General features: G+C 58.2%; 12 protein-coding genes. 4 read left to right on the plus strand and 8 right to left on the minus strand.

The genetic code is table 11. The features are described 5' to 3' along the window. Positions 1 to 64: 64 nt before the first annotated feature. The gene (speE, locus tag BLR97_RS01335; protein WP_089701705.1) at positions 65 to 931 is read right to left on the minus strand and encodes a polyamine aminopropyltransferase; all 867 of its coding nucleotides are present in this window, start codon (positions 929 to 931) and stop codon (positions 65 to 67) included. Next, a complete protein-coding gene (hemE, locus tag BLR97_RS01340) occupies positions 931 to 2043 on the minus strand; it encodes a uroporphyrinogen decarboxylase (protein ID WP_089701707.1) in 1113 nt (370 codons plus the stop codon). Before hemE ends, speE begins: the two co-directional genes overlap by 1 nt. A gap of 229 nt (positions 2044 to 2272) precedes the next feature. Here hemE and ribA point away from each other — a divergent pair, with 229 nt between their 5' ends. Together ribA and trhA are read left to right on the plus strand one after the other, a co-directional pair. After that, on the plus strand, positions 2273 to 2908 hold the full coding sequence (ribA, locus tag BLR97_RS01345; protein WP_089701708.1) for a GTP cyclohydrolase II: 636 nt from the start codon (positions 2273 to 2275) through the stop codon (positions 2906 to 2908). A 34-nt stretch (positions 2909 to 2942) separates the two neighbouring features. Then, the gene (gene trhA, locus BLR97_RS01350) at positions 2943 to 3641 is read left to right on the plus strand and encodes a PAQR family membrane homeostasis protein TrhA (protein WP_089701710.1); all 699 of its coding nucleotides are present in this window, start codon (positions 2943 to 2945) and stop codon (positions 3639 to 3641) included. Here trhA and BLR97_RS01355 read toward each other — a convergent pair. The 5 genes from BLR97_RS01355 to BLR97_RS01380 all read right to left on the minus strand — a co-directional run bounded on the left by BLR97_RS01355 (position 3638) and on the right by BLR97_RS01380 (position 8331). Beyond that, on the minus strand, positions 3638 to 4162 hold the full coding sequence (locus BLR97_RS01355) for a metallophosphoesterase family protein (protein WP_089701712.1): 525 nt from the start codon (positions 4160 to 4162) through the stop codon (positions 3638 to 3640). The two genes, trhA and BLR97_RS01355, sit on opposite strands and share 4 nt — an antisense overlap. A gap of 279 nt (positions 4163 to 4441) precedes the next feature. After that, the gene (gene djlA / locus BLR97_RS01365; protein WP_089701714.1) at positions 4442 to 5200 is read right to left on the minus strand and encodes a co-chaperone DjlA; all 759 of its coding nucleotides are present in this window, start codon (positions 5198 to 5200) and stop codon (positions 4442 to 4444) included. Between the two features lie 27 nt (positions 5201 to 5227). Next, positions 5228 to 7153: a 1-deoxy-D-xylulose-5-phosphate synthase gene (gene dxs, locus BLR97_RS01370; protein WP_089701716.1), complete on the minus strand. Its 1926-nt coding sequence runs from the start codon at positions 7151 to 7153 to the stop codon at positions 5228 to 5230. Between the two features lie 3 nt (positions 7154 to 7156). Next, positions 7157 to 8050: a (2E,6E)-farnesyl diphosphate synthase gene (gene ispA / locus BLR97_RS01375; protein WP_089701718.1), complete on the minus strand. Its 894-nt coding sequence runs from the start codon at positions 8048 to 8050 to the stop codon at positions 7157 to 7159. Beyond that, entirely contained in the window at positions 8044 to 8331 is a 288-nt protein-coding gene (locus BLR97_RS01380) for an exodeoxyribonuclease VII small subunit (protein WP_089701720.1), read from the minus strand. The genes ispA and BLR97_RS01380 overlap by 7 nt, the downstream gene beginning before the upstream one ends. Before the next feature lie 290 nt (positions 8332 to 8621). Here BLR97_RS01380 and serA point away from each other — a divergent pair, with 290 nt between their 5' ends. Further along, on the plus strand, positions 8622 to 9866 hold the full coding sequence (gene serA / locus BLR97_RS01385) for a phosphoglycerate dehydrogenase (protein ID WP_089701949.1): 1245 nt from the start codon (positions 8622 to 8624) through the stop codon (positions 9864 to 9866). An 81-nt stretch (positions 9867 to 9947) separates the two neighbouring features. On the opposite strand, the gene BLR97_RS01390 is transcribed toward serA, so the two are convergent. Further along, positions 9948 to 10637 carry a pirin family protein gene (locus tag BLR97_RS01390; RefSeq protein ID WP_089701722.1) on the minus strand — a complete coding sequence of 230 codons (690 nt, stop codon included), beginning with the start codon at positions 10635 to 10637 and terminating at the stop codon, positions 9948 to 9950. Between the two features lie 258 nt (positions 10638 to 10895). Between BLR97_RS01390 and trhO the strand changes: the two genes are divergently transcribed. Beyond that, positions 10896 to 11849 carry an oxygen-dependent tRNA uridine(34) hydroxylase TrhO gene (gene trhO / locus BLR97_RS01395; protein ID WP_089701951.1) on the plus strand — a complete coding sequence of 318 codons (954 nt, stop codon included), beginning with the start codon at positions 10896 to 10898 and terminating at the stop codon, positions 11847 to 11849. Positions 11850 to 11923 lie beyond the last annotated feature (74 nt).

An 11923-nucleotide genomic window follows, 5' to 3' on the forward strand; every position in this document is an offset into this window, starting at 1 on the left:
TTTGCTTTGCACCGTTGTGGAGCAGGCAGAGGTGGGCAGTGATCTAAACGGGCGTTTGGCGGGTTTATTTAGCCGCAAATGCCTTGCGCATAAACGGCGGTAGGGCGAGCGCGCCGCGGTGGGCTTCAACGCTGTAGTACTCAAGCGGCAGGTCGTGGCTGGCGGCTGCCTGTTCGCGAAACGCGTTAACATCAATGGCTTTACCGGCCAGCGTCACGCTCCACCAGCCCGACGGGTAAACCGGTTGTGGGAAGGGCAGCGTGGCCACGCTGTCAAAACCGGCTTCCTGCATGTCGCGGCGCAACTCACGGATGATCGAGCCGCTGTGATAAAGCGGTGATTCACTTTGCTGCACCATCACGCCGCCACTTTTCAAGATGCGATGGCAGCGCTTTAAAAAGTCGGTTTTAAACAGTCCTTCGGCGGGGCCGACGGGATCAGTGGAGTCGATAATCAGCAGGTCGATGCTCTCATCAGGCGCATCGTCGACCCACTTGACGCCATCGGCAAACAGCAATTCGGCGCGTGGGTCTTGGTTGGATGCCACCAGTGCTGGGAAGAAGCGCTCTGAGGCTTTGGTAACTTCTTCGTCGATATCGATCTGGGTGACGTGTTCAACGCCTGGGTGGCGTAGCACCTCTTTTAAGGTGCCACAGTCGCCACCGCCAATAATCACCACCCGCTTAGGGTCTTGGTGGGTAAATAGCGCAGGATGAGCAATCATCTCGTGATAGAGAAAGTTATCGCGATCGGTCAGCATCACGCAGCCATCCAAAACCAATAGATTGCCGTAGGTCTCGGTGGCGTAGACTTCCAGGTGTTGGTAGGGGCTTTGCACATCCAGCAGTTTTTCAGAGATCTTCAGCGAGAAAGCACTGCCGTGGCTATCAAACACCTCGGTGAACCACTGGTCATCGCGTAATTCGCTCATTACTTTACTCCTGAGTAGGCATCGCTTGATTGAGTCGGAATGCCCTGATGATACTGCGGACTGAGGTCGTGCAGAGCCTCCATAAAGGCGGTGACGTGGTCGGGGTTGGTAAACTGGCTGATGCCGTGGCCCAGGTTAAATACGTGGCCCGGGCCGTGGCCGTAGCTTTCCAGCACGCGGGCCACCTCGGCGCGGATAGCGGAAGGACGAGCGAACAGCACGTTGGGATCCAGGTTGCCCTGTAGCGCCACTTTATGACCAACCCGAGCGCGGGCATCGGAAAGCTCGGTGGACCAGTCGATCCCCAGTGCATCAGCACCGGCGCAGGCGCTATGTTCGAGCCACTGACCGCCGTTTTTGGTGAACAGAATCACCGGTACGCGGCGTCCGTCGTGCTCGCGGATCAGGCCAGCGACAATCTGTTCCATATAGCGCAGCGAGAACTCCAGGTAAGCAGGCGTTGATAGCGCTCCGCCCCAGGTATCAAAAATCTGCACCGCTTGGGCGCCGGCACGGATTTGCGCGTTGAGGTAATCGGTCACCGCGTGGGCCAGGGTATCCAACAGCTGGTGCATGGTGTCCGGCGTGTCGTAGAGCATGGTTTTGAGGTGGCGGAAATCTTTGCTGGAGCCGCCTTCGACCATGTACGTCGCCAGCGTCCAGGGGCTACCGGAAAAACCGATCAACGGCATGCGGCCATTCAATTCGCGACGAATCGTAGACACCGCACGCATCACGTAATCCAGGTCGCGCTCGGCGTCGGGTACGCTCAACGCGGCGACTTCTTCCTGGGAGCGCACGGTTTTTTTAAATTTGGGCCCTTCGCCGGTTTCGAAATAAAGCCCCAGACCCATGGCATCGGGGATGGTCAAAATGTCCGAAAATAAAATGGCCGCATCCAACGGGAAGCGCTCAAGAGGTTGTAGCGTCACTTCGCAGGCCAGGTCATGGTTGCGGCACAAGTCCATAAAGCTGCCGGCGTCGGCGCGTTTAGCGCGGTATTCCGGCAGGTAGCGGCCTGCTTGGCGCATCATCCACACCGGAGTGCGGTCAACGGGCTGGCGAGCCAGCGCGCGAAGAAAACGATCATTTTGCAACGGTGTGGTGGTCATAAACACTTGCTCTTGAGAAATTTACCCGCATTGTAGTGGAGCAATTGTACTTGAAGATAGGGCGCCAAGCGGCGTTAAACATGGCAAAAATCGTCGCACCCAGGCAACTTTTCTCTCCAGTTGCTCATCAACCTAACCGTGAGCTGGCCTTCGCTTCCTGCTAAACTAGCTTCCCCATTCTTCCAACACTGGTTTGGTTAACTGGTTTGGTTAATCAGCGAGGTAACCTGTGACCATTCGCTTTATCGCCGCTTCCCGGCTGCCCACGCCCTGGGCTACATTTACTATGCATGGCTTCGAAGATGAGGCCACCGGCAAAGATCATATCGCCCTTACCTTGGGCGACGTGACTGGCGACGAGCCGGTGTTGGGGCGTGTTCATTCGGAGTGTCTGACCGGCGATGCGCTGTTCTCGATGCGCTGCGACTGCGGCTATCAACTGCAGGAAGCGCTGAAGCGGATTGCCGAGCAGGGGCGTGGCGTGCTGCTATACTTACGCCAGGAAGGCCGTGGCATTGGCCTTTTGAACAAAATCCGTGCTTACCATCTGCAAGACCAAGGGGCTGATACCGTCGAAGCCAACGAACAGCTGGGGTTTGGTGCCGATATGCGCCGCTACGACCTGTGCGTGCCGATGCTCGACCATTTGGGCGTCAGTGCGCTCAAGCTGATGACCAACAACCCGCGCAAAGTCGATGCCCTGACCCGCGACGGGGTTAACGTTGTGGAACGTCTATCGATTACCACGGGTCTAAACCCTCATAACGAGCAGTATCTCTCCACTAAAGCTGGCAAGCTCGGCCATATGATGGCGTTGGATGACTTCACCCAAGCCAGCGATGTCGATATTGAGCGCAAGGGGTGATTTTGACGAGGGTTGACGACCAGGAGGCCCTGATATGGAAGTCGAGCGTAAAGAACAGAGTGAAGTCTTTTCTGAAGGGCAGGGCGAATTTAGCGCTCTCGAAGAGCGTCTAAACAGCATTTCCCACGGTTTCGGGGCTGCTCTCAGCCTGGTGGGAATGGTGGTGCTGTTGGTCGTTGCGAGCTTAGCGGTCAAAGTGGATCCGTGGAAAGTGGTCAGCATGAGCCTATACGGCACCACCCTAGTACTGCTGTATAGCGCCTCAACCCTTTACCACGCTATCTCGCACCGGCGCTGGAAGCAGCGTCTTCAATTACTCGACCACTGTGCGATTTATCTACTCATCGCGGGGACTTACACGCCCTTTCTGCTCGTCAATATGCGCGGTACCACGGGCTGGGTGTTGTTTTCCGTGGTATGGTCGCTGGCGCTAGTGGGCATTGGCTGCAAACTACTTTGGCCCCAGCGCCTTGGGGTTCTACGCGTGGTGGTCTATCTGTTGATGGGTTGGATGATTGTGCTGGCTGCCGACGAAATGGCGGCTAGTTTATCGACCACCGGCATTGCATTGCTGGCGGCTGGGGGCATTGTCTATACGCTGGGCGTTGTGTTTTACGCCGTGCGGGCTATCCCATTCAATCATGCGATTTGGCATCTGTTTGTAATCGCCGGAAGCGCCTGCCATTACTTTGCCGTTTACAGCGCCGTTTTGCCCCACGCCACGGTGACTTAGTGTTCAGCGGCGGCGACGCCCGGTATATATAGAGGGAGATGAATGATCGCGCTGCGTATGCCGCGTTGATCTATCCATAACTTGCCTAAGGTGATGGGGAGTTTGAAACGGCGCTTCCCGGCGGCGCCAGGGTTAAAGAGTAGCTTGCCAGCTAGGTATTCGTTGCGCGGTTTGTGGGAGTGGCCATGCAGAATGGCATCACATGGCGTCTCCGGATCAAAATCCTCTAAACGATGAACAAGATGCAGGCGTTGACCATTGACGATAATGTCTTGGTGCATCGGCAAACGCGTCGCCCACGACGCTTTGTCGATATTACCTCGCACGCAGTGAACCGGCGCCATTGCGTCCAGGCGTTCTAAAATAGCGCTATCGTCTTCTTTGTTGCCCACATCGCCCAAATGCAGAATTAGGTCGCATCCCTGCAGCAACACAAGTGCCTCATCGCGCAGCAACCCGTGGGTATCGGAAATCACGCCGATGGGAGAAGTAAGCCGATAACGCGCTGTCGGTGGGCACATTAATAACCTCTGCCACTAATTTGCCGTGTATAGCGCCGTTTTACCCCGTGCAACGGTGCCTTAGTGTTCAGCCGCGGCTTTTTCACGCTCCATGGCTTTGACAATCCCCGTACTTCTCAGCCAGGTAACGGCAAATGGGCAGCGACTCAAACAGCCTAAGCTCACCGTCCTTCAGCACCTTGCCGTCGGGGGGCCCGCCAAGTGCTCGGGCGGCTGCCCGAGGGCTTGTGAAGTTGCGTTTTCAATCTAAGACGCTGAACCATTACCTGTCATGGTTCTTTATCCCCGCGCTTCACGGATCCGGTCATAAGCATTACTGATTTCGCTGGTTCGCGCCTGGGCCACTTCACGCATGCTTTCAGGCAGCCCTTTGCCCGCCAGTTTGTCCGGGTGGTTCTGGCTCATCAGGCGTCGATAGGCCTTTTTAATCTCGGCGTCGCTGGCGTCTTCCGATACGCCCAGCACCCGGTAAGCATCTTTAAGGGCTTCTTCGCTGGCGCCTTGCGAGTTGGCGGCAGCGCCGTGCAGCATGGCTTCGATTTGCTGTACTTCGGCTTCGCTACAGCCCACGCCGCGCGCCACGCGTAGAATCATCTCCTGCTCGGCATCGTGCAGCACGCCGTCGGCGGCGATCGCCGACAGCTGCACCTGCAGAAATACCTGACGCATCACGGGCTGGTGGCGGGTGAGACGGTTCACGCTGGCAAGCTCAGCGTCTAAATCAAAGTCATCGGCGCGGCCGCGTTCAAAAGCGGCGCGTGACTTGTCGCGTTGTTCGCCTTGCAAACGCATCTGGTCGAAGAGTTTTTCGGCAATATCCAGCTCGCCTTCGGTCACTTTGCCGTCCGCCTGGCACAAGCAGCCCATCACCGAAAAAATCGATTCCAAAAAGCCTTCTTGAATGCGCATTCGCGCGACATTTAAGCGCCGCTTGATACTCCGTCCAAGCCACCAGCCCAAGCCACCGCCCACTAACAGGCCAACGGGGCCGCCCACAGCGAGGCCGATCAGTCCAAATACAATAATCAGAAATAACATGGCAATCTCTAACGTTGATGAAAAAAGTTATGGTAGCCGGGCGCGGATCGCGCGCTCGATGCCGTCGGCATCCAGGCCGCAGTCGCGAAGCAGTTCGGCGGGGGTGCCGTGTTCCACAAAGGCATCCGGCAAGCCGATATTAAGCACCTCTACCTGAACGCCTTCAGCATGCAGGAGCTCATTTACCGCGCTGCCCGCCCCGCCGGCGACGACGTTTTCCTCCAGCGTGACCAGCAGTTCGTGCTCGTCGGCGGCGTGAAGGATGGCGTCACGATCCAGCGGTTTGATGCTGCGCATGTTGATGTGCGTGGCGTCGAGCCTGTCGGCCACCTCGGCAGCGGCGCTGTTCACGCTGCCAAAGGCGAGGAGCGCGATGCTGGCACCTTCGCCGGTCGCTTTGCGGCGCACCTCGGCCTGGCCAATGGCTAACGCTTCCAGGTGGTCGGGAATTGTCACGCCAGGGCCAGTGCCACGGGGGTAGCGCACGGCGGCAGGGCCAGGATGATGGTAGGCCGCACTCAACATCGCCCGGCACTCGGCTTCGTCGGCCGGGGCGAGAATCACCATGCCCGGCACGCAGCGCAGAAACGACAGATCCATGCTGCCGTGGTGAGTGGGGCCGTCTTCGCCCACTAAGCCAGCGCGGTCAATGGCAAAGGTGACGTCGAGGTGCTGTACCGCAACGTCGTGAATCAACTGATCGTAGCCGCGCTGCAAAAAGGTGGAATAAATCGCCACCACCGGTTTCATACCTTCACATGCCATGCCCGCCGCCAGCGTCACCGCATGCTGCTCGGCAATTGCGACATCGAAGTAGCGCTCTGAGTACTCTTTTGAGAACCGAATTAGGTCAGAGCCTTCGCGCATCGCCGGGGTAATGCCTATCAATCGTGAGTCGGCGGCGGCCATATCGCACAACCAGTCGCCGAACACGTTGCAGTACTTTTTCTTTGGCGCGGCCTCTTTAATGATGGGCTTCTTGAGCGGTCCGGTATTGGACGCAACGCTGGGCTTTTCCAGCTTGGTGATGGCGTGGTAGCCAATCTGATCTGCTTCGGCGGGCAGGAAACCTTTGCCCTTGACGGTTTTGACATGCAGAAATTGCGGGCCCTCAAGGTCACGCAGGTTTTCCAGTGTCTCGGTCAGCGTATCAAGGTCATGGCCATCAATGGGGCCGACGTAGTTAAAACCCATCTCTTCAAACAGCGTGGCGGGGCTGACCATGCCTTTCATGTGTTCTTCGGTGCGCCGCGCGAGCTCAAGCGCCCCGGGCAGGTGGGACAGCACTTTCTTGCCCTCTTCGCGCATTTTGAGATAGGGCTTGCTGGACAGCACCCGGGCCAGGTAGGTCGCCATGCCGCCGACGTTTTCGGAGATCGACATTTCGTTGTCGTTGAGGATCACCAGCATGTTGGCGTCGACGTGCCCGGCATGGGCAAGGGCTTCAAAGGCCATGCCCGCGCTGAGCGCACCGTCGCCAATAATGGCGCAAACCCGGCGGTTTTCCCCTTGGGCGCGAGCGGCGAGTGCCATCCCCAGCGCCGCTGAAATTGACGTGCTGGAGTGACCAACACCAAACGTATCGTAGCCAGATTCGGCACGCCGCGGAAAAGCCGCGAGACCGCCGTGCTGACGAATGCTCAGCATTGCTTCGCGGCGGCCGGTGAGAATTTTGTGCGGGTACGCTTGGTGGCCGACGTCCCACACTAAGCGGTCGTCGGGCGTATGAAACGCGTGGTGCAGCGCCACGCTAAGCTCGACCACCCCCAGGCCTGCGCCAAAATGGCCGCCAGAAACCCCTACGCTGTAAAGCAGGTAGGCGCGCAGCTCATCGGCCAGTTGGGCCAACTGCTTGTCGTTCATGGCCCGCAGGGCAGCAGGATGGTCAAAAGAGTCGAGCAGCGGCGTCGCGGGACGCTCGCGGGGTATCTCGTCGAACAGCTTCATGGGCATTGTCTAGTGGTCGCGCTCGATCATGTAGTGGGCAAGGTCGGCCAATGGCTGCGCGTTCTTGCCCAGCGGGGCAAGCGCGGCGATGGCCTCGTCAATTAGCGTCTGGGCTTTGTGTTGTGCGCCCTCAAGTCCCAGTAAACCGGGGTAAGTGGGCTTAGCGCGGGCGGCATCGGCGCCCGATGTTTTGCCGAGCGTGTCGGTGTCGCCGGTCACGTCGAGCACATCGTCATGAATCTGGAAGGCTAGCCCAATGGCGCGGGCGTAGCGAATTAGCGCTTTTAAACGCGGGTCGTGCTCGTCAACGGCGATCAATCCGCCCAAGCGAACCGCCGCCACAATCAGCGCGCCGGTTTTATGGGCATGCATGTGGGCCAGGGCGTCAACATTAGGGTGGCCACCAACGGCGGCTAGATCCAGCGCCTGACCGGCAACCATACCATCTCGGCCGGAGGCGGTGGCCAGGGTGGTGACCAAACTGCCCAGCCGTGGATGCGCCGTGCGCGCCAAGACTTCAAAGGCCAACGCTTGCAGCGCATCACCGGCGAGAATGGCGGTGGCTTCGTCGAAGGCCTTGTGGACGGTGGGCTGGCCGCGGCGCAGGTCGTCGTCATCCATGGCGGGCAAGTCGTCGTGAATCAGCGAGTAGGCATGAATCAACTCGATGGCGGCCGCCGGCGCGTCAAGCTCTTCGTCGCGAGCCCCCAGTGCCTGACCGGCTAAATATACCAGCAACGGGCGTAGCCGTTTGCCGCCAACCAACAGGCCATGGCGCATCGCGGCTTCAAGACGCGGTTCAGTGGCCGTGCGTGTATCAAACAGCGCGGATAGGGTGGCGTCGACACGGGCGTTGCTGGCATCACGTAATGTGGCCAGTCCAGCGGCGTGGGTCGCTACCATGGCGGCGTCTCCTTGCTGTCGTCTGCATCGTCCGTGGGATTGTCGGGGCCGGCAAAGGGCGCAACGTTCAAACGGCCTTCGCTATCTTCGCTTAGGGCGCGCACTTTTAACTCGGCGCTATCCAGGCGCTGCTGAGCATCGCGGGTTAGGCGGACACCTTGCTCGAAGGCCGTCAGTGCATCTTCCAATGAGAGTTCGCCGGACTCAAGGCGTTCCACGAGCGTTTCGAGTTGCTCGACCGTGGCGGCAAAATCTTGTGCGGGGGGTGTCGTGTCGCTCATTGGGCAATGCCTGCTGTTAGTCCTGGCGCTCTGATGCGGGCGCGGGTGCCTGCAAATCGTATTTTCAAACCGTGTCTGTCAATAACAGGCCCACAGTATACACCGAGGCTGGGGGGTGGCGTCTGCCCTCATTGCCTTGGAAAGACGGCGACTTGCGCCGCGTTCATCTTGTAAACGCAGACTTTTCATCACGCGGGCAGGGCGTGTACGGGGGCGGATGTGCTACCCTACGAGCCTCCCACGAACCGAATACACGGCGCATGCCGCCGACCATAGAGGTTGATTCAGCCATGGCCAAAACGTCCCTGGACAAGAGCAAGATCAAGATCCTGCTACTCGAGGGCGTCCACCAAAGCGCGGTGGACAATTTTCACAACGCAGGCTACGAAAACATCGAGCACCTGCCGACATCGCTGGATGAAGACGCGCTGATCGATAAGATCCGCGACGTGCACTTCATCGGCATTCGTTCCCGTACTCAACTGACCGAGCGCGTGTTCGAGGCGGCGGAAAAGCTGGTGGGCGTTGGCTGTTTCTGTATTGGTACCAATCAGGTTGATCTCAATGCGGCCCTCAAGCGCGGCATCGCGGTGTTCAATGCGCCTTACTCCAACACCCGCTCGGTGGCGGAGTTGGTTCTCGCCGAAGCGATTATGTTGCTGCGCGGTATTCCTGAGAAAAATGCCCGCGCCCACCAGGGCGGTTGGTTGAAGTCGGCCAAAAATTCCCACGAAGCGCGGGGCAAAACCCTGGGTATCGTGGGTTATGGCAGCATCGGTGCGCAGCTGTCGGTGCTCGCCGAATCGTTGGGCTTTAACGTTATTTATTACGATGTCATCACCAAGCTAGGCATGGGCAACGCCAACCAAGTCGGTAGTCTTGAAGAGTTACTTGGCCGCTCTGACGTCATCAGCCTGCACGTGCCCGATTTGGCGTCCACTCGCTGGATGGTCGGCGAGAAAGAGATCGCTGCCATGAAGCCAGGGGCGATCTTCATCAATGCTTCCCGCGGCAGCGTGGTGAAAATCGAGCCGTTAGCCGAGGCGATTAAAGCCGGCAAGCTCAACGGGGCGGCGATTGACGTATTCCCCGTCGAGCCCAAGGGCAATAGCGAAGAGTTCGAAAGCCCGTTGCGCGGTCTGGAAAACGTAATTCTGACGCCGCACATCGGCGGCTCTACCCTGGAAGCCCAGGAAAATATCGGCATCGAAGTGTCCGAAAAGCTGATCACCTATTCGGACAACGGCACCACGGTGACTTCGGTCAACTTTCCCGAAGTGGCGCTGCCGGCGCATCCAGACAAGCATCGCTTGCTGCATATCCACGACAACGTGCCCGGCGTGCTCTCGCAGATTAACCGCGTGCTTTCCGAAAACGGCATCAACATCTCGGCGCAGTTCCTGCAAACCAACGATAAAGTGGGTTATGTCGTGATCGACGTCGACAAGGCCTACGGCCCTCAGGCGCTGGAAGCCTTGAAGAAGGTAGAACACACGCTGAAGATTCGCGTGCTGTATTCAGCGCATAACAGCTAAATCCGCACACTAGGTTAATCGTGAAACAAAAACGGCCCCATCGTGGGGCCGTTTTGCACTGCGTGGAATATCCCTGTCGGTTTAGGCCAAGTCGAATAGCAGCACTTCGCCTGCCTCTTTGCCAGTGAGGTTAATGGTCTCTTCCGGCGTAAATGCCGCGGCGTCGCCTGCGCTCAGTGTCTCGCCGTTAACCTCCATGGTGCCATTGACCACGTGCAGCCAGCCATAACGCGAAGGCGGCGCTGCCACTTGTTCGTCAGGGCTAAACAGACCCGCGTAGAGGTTAACGTCCTGATTGATGCTTACGGAGCCTTCGCGGCCCGCTTGAGAGGCCACTAGGCGCCACTGGCCCTGGCGCTCGGCGATTGGAAAATTCTTTTGCTCGTAGCTGGGAGTAATGCCGCGCTGGGCAGGCTCGATCCAGATCTGCAGGAAGTGCAGGCTGTTTTCCTTGGAGTGGTTGAACTCACTGTGCAGCACCCCGGTGCCCGCTGACATGCGCTGCACGTCGCCTGGGCGCATGACCTCGCCGTTGCCCATGTTGTCCTTGTGCTCCATTTCACCTTCCAGCACGTAGGAAATAATCTCCATATCCCGGTGGGGGTGGGCGCCAAAGCCGTGGCCGCCGGATACGCGGTCTTCATTGATCACGCGCAGCGCGCGAAAGCCCATGTGGTTAGGGTCCATGTAATTGGCAAACGAAAACGTATGGTAAGAGCGCAGCCAGCCGTGGTCGGCGTAGCCGCGCTCGAGGGCACGGCGAATCTTCATGTAATGCTCCCGAGTGTTAGCGAACGAAAATAGCGGTAATGAACGATACCGCTCAATATACGCTGGGCAGCGGTGGTATGGGGGTGAAGGTTTCTCAATGATTAAATCGAATAAATCGACGTATCGGGTTCGTCGCATCGTGACTTGAATCAAATTACCACCTTGCGTGGTACGCGCTTTGCGACAAACTTTTTGCTAAAATATGGCCGCTTATTAACCTGGTCCGCCTTTTACGGGGGCGACTACCTGGAGTTTGTTATGTCAGTACCCACCTCTTCGCCGCGCATTGTGGTCGCGGCGCTATATAAGTTCGTCACCCTGAACGACTTTGAAGCCCTGCGCGAGCCGCTGCGCCAGACCATGCTGGATAACGGCGTGAAAGGCACCTTGCTGCTGGCCAAAGAGGGTATCAACGGCACGGTAGCGGGCACCCGCGAGGGCATTGATGGGCTGCTCGCCTGGCTGACCGCCGACCCCCGCCTCGCCGATATCGACCATAAAGAGTCGTTCTGCGACGAGCCGCCGTTTTACCGTACCAAGGTGAAGCTGAAAAAAGAGATCGTCACGCTGGGGGTGCCGGACATCGACCCCAACGACACCGTGGGCACTTACGTCGAGCCGGAAAGCTGGAATGACATCATTGCCGACCCGGAAGTGCTGGTGATCGACACCCGCAATGACTATGAAGTGGAAATCGGCAGCTTTGAAGGCGCGGTCGACCCCAAAACCACCACCTTCCGCGAATTCCCGGAGTACGTGCGCGAGCATTACGACCCTGAAAAGCATAAAAAAGTGGCAATGTTCTGCACCGGCGGCATCCGCTGCGAAAAAGCTTCCAGCTTTATGCTTAAGGAAGGTTTTGACGAGGTCTATCACCTCAAAGGTGGCGTGCTGAATTACCTGGAGAAAGTCCCCGAAGAGCAGTCGCTGTGGCGCGGCGAGTGCTTCGTGTTCGATAACCGCGTCACGGTGCGTCACGATTTAAGCGAAGGCGAATTTGAGCAGTGCCATGCCTGCCGTCGGCCGATTTCCGCCGATGACATGGCGTCTTCTGCCTATGAACCAGGCATCAGTTGCCCGCACTGCATCGACACACTGCCCGAGAAAACCCGCGCCGCTGCACGCGAGCGTCAACGCCAGATTGACTTAGCCAAAGCTCGCGGTGAGCCCCATCCGCTGGGCCGCGATATGCGCAAAGCAGCGTCAAGTTAGCGCCTTTTTTGAGCTCATGCGCGGATGGAATTCGTTTCCGCAAACGCGACAGGCGGTGCCTAAGCGCGTTATCC

The organism is Vreelandella arcis (assembly GCF_900103865.1).
GTDB lineage: Bacteria > Pseudomonadota > Gammaproteobacteria > Pseudomonadales > Halomonadaceae > Vreelandella > Vreelandella arcis.